15 protein-coding genes are annotated in these 15,973 nt (G+C 70.6%); 9 read left to right on the plus strand and 6 right to left on the minus strand.

The features are described from left to right. Positions 1–21 precede the first annotated feature (21 nt). Positions 22–2,625: a glycosyltransferase gene (locus ACFO6Q_RS03225; protein WP_380019075.1), complete on the plus strand. Its 2,604-nt coding sequence runs from the start codon at positions 22–24 to the stop codon at positions 2,623–2,625. Positions 2,626–2,791: 166 nt separating this feature from the next. Further along, the gene (locus ACFO6Q_RS03230; RefSeq protein WP_380019076.1) at positions 2,792–3,859 is read left to right on the plus strand and encodes a M35 family metalloendopeptidase; all 1,068 of its coding nucleotides are present in this window, start codon (positions 2,792–2,794) and stop codon (positions 3,857–3,859) included. Between the two features lie 63 nt (positions 3,860–3,922). Here the strand turns inward: ACFO6Q_RS03230 and ACFO6Q_RS03235 are convergent, their stop codons facing one another. Together ACFO6Q_RS03235 and ACFO6Q_RS03240 are read right to left on the minus strand one after the other, a co-directional pair. Next, positions 3,923–4,441, minus strand: a complete 519-nt coding sequence (locus tag ACFO6Q_RS03235; RefSeq protein WP_380019077.1) for a tetratricopeptide repeat protein — start codon at positions 4,439–4,441, stop codon at positions 3,923–3,925. Between the two features lie 73 nt (positions 4,442–4,514). Beyond that, positions 4,515–5,036, minus strand: coding sequence for an SET domain-containing protein (locus ACFO6Q_RS03240; protein ID WP_380019078.1), 522 nt, complete (start codon positions 5,034–5,036; stop codon positions 4,515–4,517). Positions 5,037–5,186: 150 nt separating this feature from the next. Between ACFO6Q_RS03240 and ACFO6Q_RS03245 the strand changes: the two genes are divergently transcribed. The 3 genes from ACFO6Q_RS03245 to ACFO6Q_RS03255 are packed head-to-tail and all read left to right on the plus strand — an operon-like array spanning position 5,187 to position 7,985. Then, the gene (locus tag ACFO6Q_RS03245; protein WP_380019079.1) at positions 5,187–5,870 is read left to right on the plus strand and encodes a ribonuclease T2 family protein; all 684 of its coding nucleotides are present in this window, start codon (positions 5,187–5,189) and stop codon (positions 5,868–5,870) included. A gap of 13 nt (positions 5,871–5,883) precedes the next feature. Next, positions 5,884–7,332, plus strand: a complete 1,449-nt coding sequence (locus tag ACFO6Q_RS03250) for a sensor histidine kinase (protein ID WP_380019080.1) — start codon at positions 5,884–5,886, stop codon at positions 7,330–7,332. After that, a complete protein-coding gene (locus ACFO6Q_RS03255) occupies positions 7,329–7,985 on the plus strand; it encodes a response regulator (RefSeq protein ID WP_380019081.1) in 657 nt (218 codons plus the stop codon). Before ACFO6Q_RS03250 ends, ACFO6Q_RS03255 begins: the two co-directional genes overlap by 4 nt. A 3-nt stretch (positions 7,986–7,988) precedes the next feature. Here ACFO6Q_RS03255 and ACFO6Q_RS03260 read toward each other — a convergent pair whose 3' ends face one another. From ACFO6Q_RS03260 to ACFO6Q_RS03275, 4 genes are all read right to left on the minus strand, one after another. Further along, positions 7,989–9,323 (minus strand): hypothetical protein, encoded by a 1,335-nt coding sequence (locus tag ACFO6Q_RS03260; protein WP_380019082.1) that lies wholly within the window; start codon positions 9,321–9,323, stop codon positions 7,989–7,991. 75 nt (positions 9,324–9,398) lie between these two features. Further along, on the minus strand, positions 9,399–10,715 hold the full coding sequence (locus ACFO6Q_RS03265; protein ID WP_380019083.1) for a hypothetical protein: 1,317 nt from the start codon (positions 10,713–10,715) through the stop codon (positions 9,399–9,401). A gap of 56 nt (positions 10,716–10,771) precedes the next feature. Beyond that, on the minus strand, positions 10,772–11,212 hold the full coding sequence (locus tag ACFO6Q_RS03270) for a GNAT family N-acetyltransferase (protein ID WP_380019084.1): 441 nt from the start codon (positions 11,210–11,212) through the stop codon (positions 10,772–10,774). A gap of 752 nt (positions 11,213–11,964) precedes the next feature. Continuing rightward, the gene (locus tag ACFO6Q_RS03275; protein ID WP_380019085.1) at positions 11,965–13,446 is read right to left on the minus strand and encodes a M20 family metallopeptidase; all 1,482 of its coding nucleotides are present in this window, start codon (positions 13,444–13,446) and stop codon (positions 11,965–11,967) included. Positions 13,447–13,729: 283 nt separating this feature from the next. Here ACFO6Q_RS03275 and ACFO6Q_RS03280 point away from each other — a divergent pair, with 283 nt between their 5' ends. The 4 genes from ACFO6Q_RS03280 (at position 13,730) to ACFO6Q_RS03295 (ending at position 15,740) form a co-directional block, all read left to right on the plus strand. Then, positions 13,730–14,071 (plus strand): ComEA family DNA-binding protein, encoded by a 342-nt coding sequence (locus ACFO6Q_RS03280; protein ID WP_380019086.1) that lies wholly within the window; start codon positions 13,730–13,732, stop codon positions 14,069–14,071. A 93-nt stretch (positions 14,072–14,164) separates the two neighbouring features. Continuing rightward, a complete protein-coding gene (locus ACFO6Q_RS03285) occupies positions 14,165–14,623 on the plus strand; it encodes an SET domain-containing protein (RefSeq protein ID WP_380019087.1) in 459 nt (152 codons plus the stop codon). Positions 14,624–14,631: 8 nt separating this feature from the next. Continuing rightward, positions 14,632–15,156, plus strand: coding sequence for a GNAT family N-acetyltransferase (locus ACFO6Q_RS03290; protein ID WP_380019089.1), 525 nt, complete (start codon positions 14,632–14,634; stop codon positions 15,154–15,156). Next, on the plus strand, positions 15,156–15,740 hold the full coding sequence (locus ACFO6Q_RS03295) for a HutD/Ves family protein (RefSeq protein WP_380019090.1): 585 nt from the start codon (positions 15,156–15,158) through the stop codon (positions 15,738–15,740). The genes ACFO6Q_RS03290 and ACFO6Q_RS03295 overlap by 1 nt, the downstream gene beginning before the upstream one ends. Positions 15,741–15,973: the final 233 nt, after the last annotated feature.

The raw sequence follows: 15,973 nt of genomic DNA on the forward strand, positions 1-15,973 counted from the left end.
CCGCCGCCGCTCGAGGTGCCGTTGAGTCCCGTTTCGCCGCCCGTGGTCCGCAAGTCGTTCTGGCGTGCGCTCGCGCTGACCCTGCTGGTCGCGGCGGCGAACGTCGGCCTGTGGGCGTTCCTCAACCGGCCGGTGCAGATCGCCGACTGGCGCGGCGACATCCACGGGCTCGCCTTCAACCCCTCGCAGCGCTACCAGGACCCGACCAAGCAGCTGTTCCCGAGCGAAAGCGAGCTGGACGGCGACATCCGCCTGCTCTCGCAGTACTCCAAGCGCCTGCGCACGTATTCCTCGCTGGAGAACCCGACCATCCCGCGCCTGGCCAACTTCTACGGCGTGCGCGTGATGGCCGGCGCCTGGATCGAGGGACGCTCCGAGCGCAACGAGCGCGAGCTGGCCGCGCTGATCGCGCTGGCGCGCAAGAACGCCAACATCGACCGCGCCATCGTCGGCAACGAGGTGATCCTGCGCGGCGACCTGCCGGTGCGCGACCTGATCGGCTACATCGACCGCGCGCGCGCGCAGCTGAAGATCCCGGTCTCGACCGCCGAGCCGCTGGACACCTGGCAGCGCAATCCCGAGCTGATCCGCCACGTCGACTTCGTCGCGGTGCACATCCTGCCGTACTGGGAGCGCGTCCCGCGCAAGGACGCGGTCGGCTTCGTGCTCGGCCAGCTCGCCTCGCTGCGCCAGATCGTCGACCAGGTGTCGCCGGGCAAGCCGATCGTCGTCGGCGAGATCGGCTGGCCGTCCAACGGCGACCGCAAGGAGTACGCCCAGCCCTCGCTCGCCGACGAGGCGCACTTCCTGCGCGACTGGTTCAACGTCGCCGCGCGCGAGAAGATCGAGTACTACGTGATGGAGGCGATCGACCAGCCCTGGAAGGAGCAGCTGGGCGGCCGCGCCGAGGCGTACTGGGGCATGTTCAACGCCAACCGGCAGCCGAAGTTCTCGCTCACGGGCACCGTCATCGAGGATCCGAACTGGCCGTGGAAGGCCGGCTTCGCCTCGCTGCTGGCGCTGTTGCCGATGTTCTGGTTCGCGCGCCACTTCATCCGCTTCCGCGCGACGGGGCTGGCCTTCTTCCTGGTGCTGGTGCAGCTGTCGGCCTCGATCCTGGTCTGGATGGCGACGCTGCCCTACGACTTCTATCTCAGCCCGTTCGACTGGGCGATGCTGCTGCTGCTGTTCCCGGCGCAGTTCGCGATCATCCTGATCCTGCTGATCAACGGCTTCGAGTTCACCGAGGTGCTGTGGCGGCCGCGCTGGCTGCGCGAGTTCAAGCCGCTGACGCCCAAGCCGGGCGACGCGCAGCCGTTCGTCTCGATCCACCTGGCCTGCTACAACGAGCCGCCGGAGATGGTGATCCTGACGCTCGACTCGCTGGCCGCGCTCGACTACGAGAACTACGAAGTCATCGTCCTCGACAACAACACCAAGAATCCGGAGATCTGGAAGCCGGTCGAGGCGCACTGCGAAAGGCTCGGGTCCAAGTTCCGCTTCTACCACCTGGAACCGTGGCCGGGCTTCAAGGCCGGCGCGCTGAACTACGGCCTGCAGGTGACCGACCCGCGCGCGGAGGTGGTCGCCGTGGTCGACGCCGACTACGAGGTGCGGCGCGACTGGCTGTCCGCGCTGACCGGCTACTTCGCCGATCCGAAGGTCGCCGTGGTGCAGTGCCCGCAGGCGCATCGCGAGTGGGAGCACAACGAATTCCGCCGCATGACCAACTGGGAGTACGACGGCTTCTTCCGCATCGGCATGCACCACCGCAACGAGCGCAACGCGATCATCCAGCACGGCACCATGACGATGGTGCGCAAGAACTTGCTCGCCGACACCGGCGCCTGGTCGGAATGGACGATCTGCGAGGATGCCGAACTCGGCCTGCGCCTGATGAAGGCCGGCTACGACCTCGTCTACGTCGACGAGCTGATGGGCAAGGGCCTGACCCCGGCCGACTTCAAGGCGTACAAGTCGCAGCGCTACCGCTGGGCCTTCGGCGCGATGCAGATCATGAAGGCGCGCCTGGGCTGGATGGTGTCCAAGACCTCGACGCTGACGCGCGGCCAGCGCTTCCACTTCCTGACCGGCTGGTTCTCCTGGTTCGGCGACGCGCTGCACCTGGCCTTCACGCTGATGGCGATGCTGTGGACGCTGGGCATGGTGCTGGCGCCCAAGTACTTCACCCTGCCGATGTACCTGTTCCTGGTGCCGCTGATCGGCTTCTTCCTGTTCAAGGCGGCGTTCGGCATCATCCTCTACCGCGTGCGCGTGCCGTGCTCGTGGAAGGACACGATCGCCGCCTCGGTCGCCAGCATGGGACTCAGCCATGCGATCGCGCGCGGCATCTACGAGGGCCTGTGGCGCAAGAAGGGCGAGTTCATCCGCACCGCCAAGAGCCGCCGCATCGGCAAGAAGCCGAACCCGTTCACCTCGGTCAGCGAGGAACTGCTGCTGTTCCTGGCCATCGTCGCCTGCGTGATCGGCATGGTGAACTCGATCGGCATCAACTACGCCGAAGGCAAGCTGTGGATCGCGATCCTCGCCGCGCAGGCGATCCCGTACGCCTCGGCGCTGATCGGCGCCTGGATCGCGCACAAGTCCGGCGACGCCGTCGGCTAGCGGCGGCGAAGCGATCCGCCGCGGCCGCTTCGCGATTCTTCAAAGTCCATCACATTCCGACCTGAACCGCCGGCTGTTCGCGTTCGCCGGGCAGGCATAGCATCGGCCGGCGGCGCCTTCGCGCCGCTCGTCTCGGGGGAGGCGATTCCTGAATGAGGAGGATGGCATGAACAGGCAACTGCTTTCGTTCGCTCTGCTCGCAACAGGATGGCTCGGCATCGCGACCGCGTCGGCGGCCGGCATCGAGGTTTCTCTCGACGCCGCGGCCAAGGACGCCGGCAGCGGCCGGATCGACTACCGGCTCGTCAACGACACCGCCACGACGATCCACGTGCTGCGCTGGCAGACGCCGGTCGACGGCCTCACCGCCGACCTCTTCCGCGTCACGCGCGACGGCGAGGAAATCGCCTACACCGGCCCGATGTACAAGCGCGTCGAGCCGCGCGACCAGGACTACATCGAGCTGAAGCCGGGCCAGGCCATCGAGGTCGAGGTCGACCTCAGCGCCTGGTACGACATGCGCAGCGGCGGACAGTTCGAGGTCGGCTACGCGCGCGACGCCAGCGAGGTGGTGCGCGAAGCCTCGTCCGCGGCCAAGGGCGGCGTCGCCGCCGGCGTGGCCGCGTTCGACCTGTCGCGCGGCACCGTGCAGGTCTACGTCGACGCCGGACCGGACCCGCTGGACATGTCGCTCGAGGCGATCGGCGCCTCGCCGCTGGCCGCGACCAACAGCTTCGTCAGCTGCAACAACACGCGCCAGTCGCAGCTGGCCACCGCGCGCAACTCGTCGGTGACCTACGCCAACAACGCCAAGTCCTACCTCAACGCCGGCACCACCGGCTCGCGCTACACGTGGTGGTTCGGCAGCTACACCAGCTCGCGCTACTCCACGGTGCGCTCGCACTTCACCAACATCGCCAGCGCGTTGTCCTCGCAGCCGTACACGTTCAACTGCTCGTGCTCGGACAGCGGCACCTACGCCTACGTCTACCCGACGCAGCCGTACAAGGTGTGGCTGTGCGGAGCGTTCTGGTCGGCGCCCAACACCGGCACCGATTCGCGCGCCGGCACGCTGATCCACGAGACCAGCCACTTCAACGTCGTGGCCGGCACCGACGACTGGGCCTACGGGCAGACCGCCGCGCACAACCTCGCGGTGAGCAACCCGACGCGGGCCGTCGACAACGCCGACAACCACGAGTACTTCGCCGAGAACACGCCGGCGCGCAACTGAGGGACGTACGTCCTGCCGGAGGCCGCACCACGGCCTCCGGCGTTCTCCCGGCCGGCTGTCGCCCTACTCCTGCGGCGCGACGCCGAGATAGGCTCCGGCCGCGGCCACCGTCGCCCACAGTTCCGAATCGTCCTTGAACGAGCGCGCGAACAGATCCTCGGCCGTCGCGCGATCACCGTTCAGCAGGTGATACGCGCCGATCGCGGCGATCTCCTTTTCGTCCTTCGGATTCTCGCGCACGTAGCGCTCGAACAGCGGCCGCGCCTTGTTCCACTCGCCCGCCTCGCAGTACACGCGGCCGATGCGGTACTCGTCGCTGGCCTCGTGCTTCTTCGACAGGATGTCGTCGAACACCGCCTGCCCTTCCGCCCTGGCGCCGCCCAGGTACTGGATGCGGCCGATCGCGATGCGCTCCCAGCTGCCGTCGCCGGCCTGCACGCGCGCGGCTTCGATCAGCGCCCGCGCCGCCTCCGGCTTCGACTTGCCCTGGTACAGCGAAGGACCGACCTTCTGCGCGGCGTAACCAACCGCGATGCCGGCCACGAACAACGATGCGGATACGACCGCGATGCGGATTCTCATGCCCATCCCCTGCCGTGAAAGCGGGCGAGCTTATCCGCGCACGGCCGCCGCCGCCACGCCGCGGCGTGAAGCGTCAGGCCTTGCGCGCGGACTTCGGCTTCGCCGGCTTGCGCCTGGCCTCGGCCGGCTTGCGCTTGGGCCTGAGCATCGTGCCGACGCACTTGCGCGCGCCGCAGCGGCAGGCCCAGATCGCCTTCAGGCGCGGCGTGAGGCGCTCCTCGAGCACGATGCCGTAGTCGTAGGTGAGCTCCTCGCCCGGACGCAGCGCGCGCAGCGATTCGATCAGCACGCGGTCCTTGCGCGGATCGCCGCCCTCGTCCTCTTCCAGCAGCGCGCGGCAGTTCGGCTTGCAGCTGTGGTTGATCCAGCGCGCGATGTTGCCCTCGCTGTTCGCGTCGATGACGTACTTGTCGTTCAGCGTGAACAGGAAGGTATGGCCGGTGTCGCTGGTGTTGGCGTAGAGGCGGTCGGCCTGCGCATGCGTGAGCCGCTTGCCGCGGTACTCGATCAGTTCGGTTCCGGCGGGAATGTCGGTGAGGGCGAAGACGCCGTTGCCGTGGATCGGCGAGCGGCGCGCGGCGATGCGTCTGGGCATACGAAGCGGGGACGTATTGGGAATCGGATCGGCCATCATAGCGAGCGCCCGCGACGGCCGCACGCGCCGGATGCGCTCGTTCACGCCGGCAGCGCCGATCTGCTAGCGTTCGCCGGCGGAAATCGCCGCCTGCCTCCCGCCGGATGGGTCATGTCCTCCAAGCGTCTCCTGCTCGCCTGCCTCGCCGTGTTCGTCCTGTGCCTTGCCGACGGCGCCGCCGCGCGCAAGCCCGCGCGCGACTCCGGCGACCCGCGCCCCGACACCGTCGGCACCTACGACTACTACGTGATGGCGCTGTCGTGGTCGCCGACGTTCTGCCAGACGCGCGGCGAGGACGAGGACGACCAGTGCGGCGAGAAGGGCTACGGCTTCATCCTGCACGGCCTGTGGCCGCAGTACGAGAAGGGTGGCGGCCCCGAGCGCTGCGAAACGCGCGACAGCGGCCCCGACCGCGGCACCGTCGCGCAGACGCTGGCCTTCATGCCGAGCCGGCGCCTGATCAACCACGAGTGGCGCAAGCACGGTGCCTGCACGGGCCTGGGTGCCGAAAAGTACTTCCAGACCGCCGACCGCGCGTTCGCCGCGCTGCACGTGCCGCCGGAGCTGAAGGCGCCGCGGCAGGACCTGCAGATGAACGGCGACGAGCTGCGCACCGCGCTCAAGCGCGCCAATCCGCAGCTGGGCGACGACATGATGAGCCTGCACTGCAGCAAGGGGCAGCTGGTCGAGGTGCGCGTCTGCCTGGACAAGGACACCCGCCTGCGCAGCTGCGGCAAGCGCATGCGCAACGCCTGTCCGGCGAGCCGGCCGTTCGAGATTCCCGCGGTGCGCTGACGCGCCGCCGGCGATGGACACCAACCGGCGCCAGCGCTACGGCCTGGTCTTCAAGCTGGCCCTGTTCTACCTGCTGCTGTCGCTGCCGACGCTGATCGTGGTCGAGTCGGCGATCCTGATCACCGAGTTCCACAACTTCATGAGCGGGGTCGCCGCCGGCAGCCTGCGCACGGCCAACGAGCGCGGCGCGGCGGAACTCGCCACGCGCTGGCCGGGACTCGCCGGCGCGAATGCCGAGCCGCTGGAAGTGTGGACGCAGGACTGGACCCTGCGCCTGCAGCAGCCGCGCGGCGGGCTGACGCCGGACGAGTCCTACGTGCTGCTGGAACTCTCCGACCGCCCGCTCGCCGCCGCGCTGCTGTCGCCGGATGGCCGCGTGATCGCGCGCTCGATCGACGATCCGCACTGGAGACCCGACCTGCCGACCGCCGAGGAGATCGCCGCCGCCGCGCGCAGCGAGCGCGCCGCGGTCGAGCTGCCCGGCAGCGAGGAGCCGTTCCGCATCCGCCGCTCGCTGGCGCCGGTGCGCGACGGCGCCGGCGCCCTGCTCGGCCTGCTGTTCGTCGAACTGCGCCTGCCGCTGCCGTGGCGGCACGTGCTGCTGGACAGCAGCTACGAGTCGCCGACGGTGTTCACGTTCCTGATCGTGTTCGGCGCGCTGTCGTCGATCTTCCTCGCCGCCTGGGTCACGCGGCGGCTGAACCGCATCGCCGGCGCGGCGTCGGCGTGGAGCCGCGGCGATTTCTCCGAGCGCATCGACGACCGTTCGCGCGACGAGATCGGCCGCGTCTCCGCCCTGCTCGACCGCATGGCACTGGACCTGCGGCGCCTGCTGCGCTCGCGCGCGCAGCTCGCCACGCTGGCCGAGCGCCAGCGCCTGGCGCGCGACCTGCACGACACGGTCAAGCAGAAGGCCTTCGCGCTGAACCTGCAGCTCGCCACCGCCCGGCGCCTGCTCGTCGACGTCCCCGGCGCGGAGCGCCTGGAGCAGGCACAGCGGCTGACCCAGCAGATCCAGCAGGAGCTGGGACAGATCCTCGACGAGCTGCGCAGCGACGTCGCCGACCTGCCGTTCGCCGAGCGCCTGCGCGCGCGCGCCATCGAGTGGTCGCACACCAGCGCGATCGTGCCGGCGCTGGACCTGGAGGACCTGCCGGCGCTGCCGGCGCGGCACGAGGCCTCGCTGCTGCGCATCGCCGACGAGGCGCTCGCCAACGTGCTGCGCCACGCCGAGGCGACGCGCGTGGACATCTCGCTGCGGCGCGACGGCGAGCGCTGGCGGCTCGCCGTCGCCGACGACGGCCGCGGCACCGCCGACGAGCGCGCCCCCGGCATGGGCCTGGGCAACATGCGCGAACGTGCCGAGGCGCTGCCGCAGGGCCGCTTCCAGCTCGACGCCGGACCCGGCCGCGGCACGCGCATTGCCGTGGCCTTCGTCGTGGCGGACAATCCCGGGCCATGAACGCCCAACCGATCCGCGTCGTCATCGCCGACGACCACATCCTGGTGCGCCAGGGCATTCGCGCCTTTCTCGAGACCTACCCCGATCTGGCCCTGGTCGGCGAGGCGGACGACGCCGCCACGGCGGCCACGCTGTGCGCCGAGCAGCGCCCGGACGTCGCGCTGGTCGACCTGGTCATGCCCGGCGGCGGCATCGAGGCGACGCGCACGATCCGCGCGGCCAGCCCGCAGACCCAGATCGTGCTGCTGACCTCGTTCGACGACGCGCAGCAGATCGTCGCCGCGGTGCAGGCCGGCGCGCTGTCCTGCCTGCTCAAGGACGTCGACGCCGAGGCGCTCGCCGACACGCTGCGCAAGGCCGCGCGCGGCGAGGCCGTGCTGCATCCGCGCGTCGCGGCGAAGCTGATGGACGCGCTGCGGCGCGGCTCCGAGCCCGGCAGCGAAGTGCTCGAATCGCTCAGCCAGCGCGAGCGCGAGGTGCTGACCCTGATGGCCGAGGGCCTGAGCAACCAGCACATCGCCGACCGCCTGGGCATCGGCGAGAAGACCGTGAAGACGCACGTCAGCAACGTGCTCGGCAAGCTCGACGTCAGCGACCGCACGCAGGCGGCGGTGTACGCCTGGAAGAGCGGGCTGAAGCAGCGCGCCTCGTAGCACTCAGCGCGCGGCGCCGTCGAAGCCGTCGGCGAAGATGCGGTCCACGCCGTCGCACGCACCCGTCGCGTCGTAGCGCTGCGCGACGACGCCGTCCGCGCCGGCCGCCGCCACGCTCCAGCCCTGTCCGCTGCCGGCCGCCGCCCCGAACGAGAACAGCGTTTCGTCGTCGCGCGAGCGGCACGCCCGGCCGTCGGCATCGAATTCGAGCTGGCGCGCGAACGTCGCGTGCTCGGTCTTGACGAAACCGGCGAGCAGAATGCGGCCGTTCGGTGCCTCGGCCAGTGCATGCGGCGGGAACTGGCCGAAGCCGACCGAGAACGAGAACACGCGATCCCACAGGACGCGTCCGTCGGTGCCGGCGATGCGCACCAGATGCAGTCGTTCCGCGGCGGAACCGCCGCCGTCCGTCACCAGCAGGGCGTCCCCGTTCGCGGCGAGGCGGAAGCGGTACAGATCGCGGCCGAGCGGGTACTGCGCGTCGACGCCGAGCACGCGCTTCCACGAGCGCTCGCCGTTCGCAGTCAGCTTCCACACGGTCGCTTCGGGAACGCCCATCTGGCCGTCCTCCGGCGTTCCGGCGAGAACGATGCCGCCGCCGGCATCGACCGCCACGTATGCCGGCCCGAGCGGCGAACCGTGGTCGCCGGGCTCCAGGTCGTCGAAGCGCGCGCTGCCGTCGGCTTCGAAGCGCACCGTCGCATAGCCTCCGCCGAGCCCGGTGCCGATGCCGGTGACGACCGCGCCGCCGTCGGCGAGCGCGGCGATGTCGGTGGCGCGCACGTGCGCGCCGGCGTAGCGACGCCAGGCCGGGCGTTCGCTCCCGTCGGCTGCGTAGCGCGCCACCACATAGTCGCCGCTGGCCTGATCCGACAGGCGCAGCAGCACGCCGCCGTCGGCGGCTTCGGCCAGCGGATGCAGGTCCTGGCCCAGCACGTTCAACCGGCCCAGCGACGACACGCGCGTCCACACCGGCTCGCCGTCGTCGCCGTACACGCTCGCGAAGGCGTTCCCCTTCGACCAAGGCACGCCGAAAACCGCCACGCGACCGGATCCGAGCCGCTCGATGCCGGCCGTTTCGCTGACCGCACCCGCGTCGCGCATCCAGGCGAGACGGCCGTCGTTCTCGAAACGCAGCAGCGCGGCGTGCCCCTGATTGACGCGCGTGAACTGCGCGCCGACGAACACGGCACCGTCCGCCGCGACCTGCACGTCGAGCGGCCGCGCGCGCTCGACGTCGGGCGGTTGCGGGCGGCTCCATTGCGGCAGCCACGGCGCCGCCGCGCACTCGGCGGCGAACACGAATCCGGCGAACAGCATCTTGCGAACGATCGGCACGACACGCTCCCGTCCTTCCTGCGGGATTCAACGCAGAAAGGACGCGCGAGCGCACGGCGGACACCGCGGCGGCGTTCAGCCGGCGTCGAACCCGTCCGCGAAGATCGCGTCGACGGCCTCGCAGGCGCCGTCGGCGTCGTAGCGCAAGGCATGCGCGTCGTTGCTGGTTTCCTCGAACAGCGTCCCGCCCGCTCCGGTCCAGCCGTGCGCGCCGCCGTCGAAAACGGTGGAGAAGTACTGCGTGCCGAGATCGAGCCAGCGGCACGGACGCAGGTCCGCGTCGAATTCGGCCAGGCGCGCGCCGACGTGGCCCTGGAAATCGATGGCGTACGTGCCGCCGACCAGCACGCGGCCGTTCGGCGCGCGGGCAATGCCGCGCGTCTGCCCGCCGAGGGGAGCCGCCGAATCGTGTACGAGGACTCCGCTGGCCGAATCCAGGCGCAGCAGCCGGAAGCGCTCGTCGAGCCCCGCCTGCTGGGCCAGGACGGCATCGCCGTCGGCTTCGAGCAGCAGGCCGACGGCTTCGGTGGTGAAGCGCTCGTCGAGCGGATCGACGAGCGTGCGCGTCCATGACCGCGTGCCGTCGGCGGCGATCTTCCAGACCTGCGCCTGCATGTCGCCGCGCGTGTTCTGCAGCGCGCCCTGCGCCAGCACCGCGCCGGCGCCGTCCACCGCGAGGAACAGCCGGCGGTTGAACGTGCCGCCGTCGAGGCTGCCCCGTTCGCGATCGTGGAAAAGGACCTGCCCGTCGGCGTCGAAACGCACGACGAGAAAGCCTCCGGTGAACATGTCGCCGGCCACGCCGACCGCGGCGCCGCCGTCCGCCGTGGCGACGATGTCCTCTGCCTGCAGGTCCTCCGCGCCCGGCGACCAGCGCCAGTCCGGCAGCCGCTCGCCGTCCGCCGCGTAGCGCACCACGACGACGTCGTCGCCATCGATCGCCGGCACCAGCAGCGCGCCGGCGTCGCCGAGCGCGAGCGCGAGCTGGCGCGAGCCTGCCGAGATCCGGCCGGCCTGGGACTGGTCTTCCCACACGACGGTGCCGTCGTCGCCGTCGTACACGCGCACGCGCACCACCGGTCCGAACGCATCGACCACCGCGACGTCGCCGCCCGGCAGCAGCTGCAGGCCGCGCCCGTCGATGCCGGGGCGCTCGCGCAGCCACACGAAAGCGCCGCCCTCGTCGAAACGCGCGAGCGCGGTGTGCGACATGCCGTCGTGCGCCAGTTCGAACAGCGCGAACACGCGCCCGTCGGCGCCGACGCGCACATCCATCGGCGTGGCGCCGCGCGGGTCCGCCTCGTACTGCCAGATGCCGGTCCAGGCGGGTTCCCAGGCGGCGGTGGCGGCGAGTGCGCCGGCAAGCGTGAAAGCGGTTGCGATCGGCGGCATGCGCGGCTCCTGCGGAAGGGGACTGCTTCCTGCAACGCGAAACCGCGCGCGAAACCTCAAGCCGTCCCGAGCGGCTTGGCGAACACGTGCTGGGTCTTGCTGCGGCGATAGCCGGCGCGCTCGTAGAAGCCGTGCGCGCGCTCGCGCTCCATGCGGCTGCGCACGCGCACCTGTGTGGCGCCGCGCTCGCGCGCCCAGGTTTCCGCCGCGCACAGCAATCCGGCACCGACGCCACCGCCGCGCACCGGCTCGGCGACGACCAGACCGAGGATCTCGGCGACCTCGTCGTCGACCAGATGCGCCTGCTGCGCGACGTGCAGCCAGCCGACGACGCGCCCTTCGGCGTCCTCGGCGACGAGCACGCGGCCGGCGGGGTCGGCCTCGATCGCGGCGAGCCGCGCGACGATCTGCTGGCGCGTGGCCGGATAGCCGAGCTGGCCGCACAGCTCGGCCAGCGCCGGCGCGTCGTAGTTGCGCGCGTTGCGGATCGTCGTCATCGCCTGCCCTCCGTGATCGCGGGGCAGGCTAGCGCGGCAATCGGTACGAGGCGAGGCGCGGAAGTGGCGATGAAGCGGCGCCGAGCAGGACGTCATCGCTCCCGCATGCGGGAGAGGTCGCCGCGCCGTGCGCCGCAGGTGAGGATGCTCGTGAAGAGTCTCGCCAGCCCTCCCTCACCCCAACCCTCTCCCGCAGGCGGGAGAGGGAGAAAGGCTTGCCTGCACGGGACGGTGTGGCGTCATCCGTGAAACGGCAGCGTGCAGGCTGTCACCTCTCCCGCGTGCGGGAGAGGTCGCCGCACCGTGCGCGGCGGGTGAGGGACGCTCGTGAAAAGTCTCGCCAGCCTTCCCTCACCCCAACCCTCCCCCGCAGGCGGGAGAGGGAGAAAGGCTTGCCTGCACGGGACGGTGTGGCGTCATCCGTGAAACGGCAGCGTGCAGGCTGTCACCTCTCCCGCTCGCGGGAGAGGTCGCCGCGCTGTGCGCGGCGGGTGAGGGACGCTCGTGAAAAGTCTCGCCAGCCTTCCCTCACCCCAACCCTCTCCCGCAGGCGGGAGAGGGAGAAAAGCCTGCCTGCATGGGACGGGCGCCGCGCCATCCGTGAAACGGCAGCGTGCAGGCTGCCACCTCTCCCGCTCGCGGGAGAGGTCGCCGCGCCGTGCGCGGCGGGTGAGGGCGCTCGTGAAAAGTCCCGCCAGCCTTCCCTCATTCCACCCCTCTCCCACAAGCGGGAGAGGGAGAACATCCAGCGATCAGTCGCAGCAGCCGTCGCCGCCCTTGACGGTATGCGCATGCGATGCCGCCACGCCGCTGGTCAGTCCCTGGCCGCTGGCAACGTAGTGGTCGGCGACGACCTGCGCGACGCACATCGACATGCGCTTGCCGGTGGGGATGTGCAGGAACTCGTTCGGGCCGTGTGCGTTGGAGTGCGGACCGAGTACACCGGTGATCAGGAACTGCGCACCGGGGAACTTCTCACCGAGCATGCCCATGAACGGGATCGAGCCACCCTCGCCGTTGTAGGCGACCGGCGCGCCGAAGAAGCGCTGCGACGCGGCGTCGACCGACTGCTCCAGCCACGGCGCCAGTGCCGGCGCCTCCCAGCCGCTGCCGGCCTTCTCCAGATCGAACTTGACCTTGGCGCCGTACGGCGGCTCGCTCTCCAGCAGACGCTTGAGGAACTCGCCGGCCTTGCCCGCGTTGAGCGTCGGCGGCACGCGCAGGGAAAGCTTCACCGCGGTGTAGGGGCGCAGCACGTTGCCGGCCGAGTCGAGCGAGGGCAGACCGCCGACGCCGGTGATCGACAGCGCCGGCCGCCAGGTGCGGTTGAGCACCAGTTCGGCCAGGTCGGCGTCCATCGGCTGCAGGCCGTCGACCAGCGGGAACTTCGAGTACACCGCATCGCCGAGGATCTCGGCCGTGCGCCTGGCCTGCGCGACGCGCTGCGCGGGGATCTCCACGTGCAGCTCCTGCGGCAGGATCTTGCCGCTGACCTCGTCCTCGAGCCGCGACAGGATGCGGCGCAGGATGCGGAAGCTCGATGCGACCACGCCGGACGCGTCGCCCGAGTGCACGCCCTCCTCCAGCACCTGCACGCTTAAGTTTCCGCCGGTCAGGCCGCGCAGGCTGGTCGTCAGCCAGAGCTGGTCGTAGTTGCCGCAACCCGAGTCGAGGCACACGATCAGCGACGGCTTGCCGATGCGCGCGGCGAGATGGTCGACGTAGTACGGCAGGTCGTAGCTGCCCGATTCCTCGCAGGCTTCGATCATGACCACGCAGCGCGCGTGCGGGATGCCCTGCGCCTGCAGCGCGAGGATCGCGGCGAGCGAGCCGAAGATCGCGTAGCCGTCGTCGGCGCCGCCGCGGCCGTACAGCTTGTCGCCCTCGAGCACCGGCTTCCACGGGCCCAGGTGCGCCGACCAGCCGGTCATCTCCGGCTGCTTGTCGAGGTGGCCGTAGAGCAGCACGGTGTCCTCGCCCTGGCCGGGGATTTCGATAAAGATGAGAGGCGTGCGACCGGGCAGGCGCACCACCTCGACCTGCATGCCCGCAATCGGCTGCGCCTTCGCCCACGCCTCCATCAGCGCGACCGCCTGGTCCATGTAGCCGTGCCTGGCCCAGTCGGCGTCGAACATCGGCGACTTGTTCGGAATCTTGATGTATTCGGTCAACTGCGGAACGATCTGGCCGTCCCACAGGCCGCCGACGAAACTGCTGAGCGCGTTGGAATCCATAGCTTCACCTTTCGACATGAAGGCCCTGTCCGCCGGACGAGGCCACGCAAGCCGCGCATCGTAGCGGATCGAGCCATCCGCCGCGCCGGCGGACCGCGATGCGGGGCCGCGCCGGCGGTGTCGCCCGGCGCGTTCGCAGGCGGCCGGGGCCACCGCGTGTAGGAAATTTCCTACACGCCGGCGAGCGTCTTTCCTACACCGGTTCGCGACACACGCCTCTGCCGGGGCCGCGGCGGCGATCCTAGACTGCCGGCCATTCGCGCCAGCCCGCGCCCGATCCGAAATGCGCCGCACGTCCATGCCGAAAAAGCTGCTGCTGTTCCTGCTCCTGCTCGCCCTGCCCGCGCTGGCCTGGGCGCAGGTCGATCTCAACCGCGCCGACGCCAAGATGCTGGCCGAAGCCATGACCGGCGTCGGCCTGACCAAGGCCGAGGCGATCGTCGCCTACCGCGACGCGCACGGCCCGTTCCGCAGCATCGACGAGCTGGCCAAGGTCAAGGGCATCGGCGCCAAGACGATCGCCGCCAATCGCGACGCCATCGTCGTCATCGATCCGGACGACGGCGGCGAACCGCCGGCCGATGGCGGCGGCAGTGCCGGGGTGCGGCCGGCCGCGTCGCAGTAGCGCGCTTTCCCGCCCTGCGGCATGCCGCCGCAGGGGCAGGCGCCGCGGGCGCCCGTGCTAGACTCGCCGCCCGCCGAACGGCGGTCCGCGCGCATGATTCTTCCCCGCTACCACATCGGCCCGTCGTTGATCGCGGGCGCAGGGAAAGGCTTGTTTCTCGACGAGCCGGTCGCGCGTGGCCGCGTGATCACCGCGCCGGACGCGATTCCGGACGTGCACGCCTTCGACGACATCCTCGCCCGCCCCGACGCCGCGCAGCTGCTGCCCGCCACCGTGCGCTGGTTCGAGGACCGCTACACGGTCACGCCGGAATGGCCGGACGAGTGCTACATCAACCACGCGTTCGCGCCGACCGCGCTGTGGCATCTGGGCTTCGTGTTCGCCGCGGCCGACCTCGCGCCCGGCACCGAGATCACCGTCGACTACCGCCATCTGCTGGCGCCGGGCCAGGAAGAGGATTTCCGCGACGCGCTCAGCGGCGAGCGCATCGTCGGCTACACCTGGGCCGAAAGCCTGCGCGCCTCCACGCACGCGCTCGCCGCGCTGCTCTGATTTCCGCCATGATCGAAATTCCCACGCTCGAAACCGACCGCCTGCGCCTGACCGCGTTCGGCAACCGCCATTTCGAGGCCTACGCCTCGATGCTCGGCGATCCCGCCAGCACGCGCTTCGTCGGCGACGGCCATCCGCTCGACCGCATGAACGCGTGGCGCTCGATGGCGATGCTGCTCGGTCACTGGGCGCTGCGCGGCTACGGCATGTGGGCGGTGGAGCTGAAGGACAGCGGCGAGTTCGTCGGCCGCGTCGGCCTGCACCACCCGGAAGGCTGGCCCGATCTGGAACTGGGCTGGATGCTGATGCCGGACCACCAGCACCGCGGCTACGCCACCGAAGCCGCGCGCGCCGCGCTCGACTTCGCCTTCGCGCAGGTCAAGGCGCTGCGCGTGGTCAGCCTGATCCGCATCGAGAACACCGCCTCGGAACGCGTCGCGCGCCGCCTCGGCGGGCGCCAGGCGACGACCATCGACTTCCTCGGCAGCGCCACCCTCGTCTACATCTACCATCCGCCCGAAACGGACGGCTGATGCGCCTGATCGACGCCAGCGAAAGCCGCCGCGTGCGCTGGAAGAACGACGGCGGCTGGACCACCGAACTGGCGCGCGATCCCGCCGGCGCGGACGATTTCCGCTGGCGCGCGAGCATCGCCGAGATCGAGAGCGACGGCCCCTTCTCGGTGTTTCCCGGCGTCGAGCGCGACCTGATCCTGCTCGACGGCGAGGGCATCGAGCTGGACGTCGACGGCGCCGCACCGAAGCGCCTGACGCAGCGTTTCGAACGCGTGCGCTTCGCCGGCGAGGCGCGCGTGGACTGCCGCCTGATCGCTGGCCCGACGCGCGACTTCAACGTGATGGCGCGCCGCGGCGCGGTGCGCGCCGAAGTCGTCGCGCGGCCGCTCGCCGGCTCGATGCTGGTCTTCGCTGAACCCGGCGAGGAATGGCTGATCCACGTGCTCGCCGGCCACCTCGACGCACGCGACGGCGATGAAGAACTGCACGCCGAAGCCGGCGCCTGCCTGTACCTGGACTTCCGCGACGCGCCCGACGCCGGCCGCATCGCGCTCGACGGCGCCGGCGAGCTGGTGCTGGCGCGCTTCTCGCCGGCCGACTGATCCGCGCGCCGCGCGCGGTCGCGCCGCAGGCAACACGCGCCGACACCTTCTTGCACGCTTCCCGACCCCATCGGCGGACCCGTCTCGGAATTGCGAATAATTCGCATTTGTGTTAAGTTATCGAGAATTGAAGGGGTCATTCCGCAGCATCCGGGCGCCGTGCCGCGCCGCGCCACCTGCGGATTTCTCCCGCCGCGCCACCGAAGCCAGGAACGCACCAGCCAGCTTTCGCC

The organism is Dokdonella ginsengisoli (assembly GCF_042652785.1).
Lineage (GTDB): Bacteria > Pseudomonadota > Gammaproteobacteria > Xanthomonadales > Rhodanobacteraceae > Dokdonella_A > Dokdonella_A ginsengisoli.

What these genes read in the sequence shown, in the direction of transcription:
- ACFO6Q_RS03230 (WP_380019076.1), top strand. Translation starts at nt 2,792, where the DNA reads ATGAACAGGCAACTGCTTTCGTTCGCTCTGCTCGCAACAGGATGGCTC.
- ACFO6Q_RS03250 (WP_380019080.1), top strand. Translation starts at nt 5,884, where the DNA reads ATGGACACCAACCGGCGCCAGCGCTACGGCCTGGTCTTCAAGCTGGCC.
- ACFO6Q_RS03235 (WP_380019077.1), bottom strand. Translation starts at nt 4,441, where the DNA reads ATGAGAATCCGCATCGCGGTCGTATCCGCATCGTTGTTCGTGGCCGGC.
- ACFO6Q_RS03270 (WP_380019084.1), bottom strand. Translation starts at nt 11,212, where the DNA reads ATGACGACGATCCGCAACGCGCGCAACTACGACGCGCCGGCGCTGGCC.
- ACFO6Q_RS03295 (WP_380019090.1), top strand. Translation starts at nt 15,156, where the DNA reads ATGCGCCTGATCGACGCCAGCGAAAGCCGCCGCGTGCGCTGGAAGAAC.
- ACFO6Q_RS03240 (WP_380019078.1), bottom strand. Translation starts at nt 5,036, where the DNA reads ATGCCCAGACGCATCGCCGCGCGCCGCTCGCCGATCCACGGCAACGGC.
- ACFO6Q_RS03290 (WP_380019089.1), top strand. Translation starts at nt 14,632, where the DNA reads ATGATCGAAATTCCCACGCTCGAAACCGACCGCCTGCGCCTGACCGCG.
- ACFO6Q_RS03285 (WP_380019087.1), top strand. Translation starts at nt 14,165, where the DNA reads ATGATTCTTCCCCGCTACCACATCGGCCCGTCGTTGATCGCGGGCGCA.
- ACFO6Q_RS03265 (WP_380019083.1), bottom strand. Translation starts at nt 10,715, where the DNA reads ATGCCGCCGATCGCAACCGCTTTCACGCTTGCCGGCGCACTCGCCGCC.
- ACFO6Q_RS03245 (WP_380019079.1), top strand. Translation starts at nt 5,187, where the DNA reads ATGTCCTCCAAGCGTCTCCTGCTCGCCTGCCTCGCCGTGTTCGTCCTG.
- ACFO6Q_RS03255 (WP_380019081.1), top strand. Translation starts at nt 7,329, where the DNA reads ATGAACGCCCAACCGATCCGCGTCGTCATCGCCGACGACCACATCCTG.
- ACFO6Q_RS03280 (WP_380019086.1), top strand. Translation starts at nt 13,730, where the DNA reads ATGCGCCGCACGTCCATGCCGAAAAAGCTGCTGCTGTTCCTGCTCCTG.
- ACFO6Q_RS03275 (WP_380019085.1), bottom strand. Translation starts at nt 13,446, where the DNA reads ATGGATTCCAACGCGCTCAGCAGTTTCGTCGGCGGCCTGTGGGACGGC.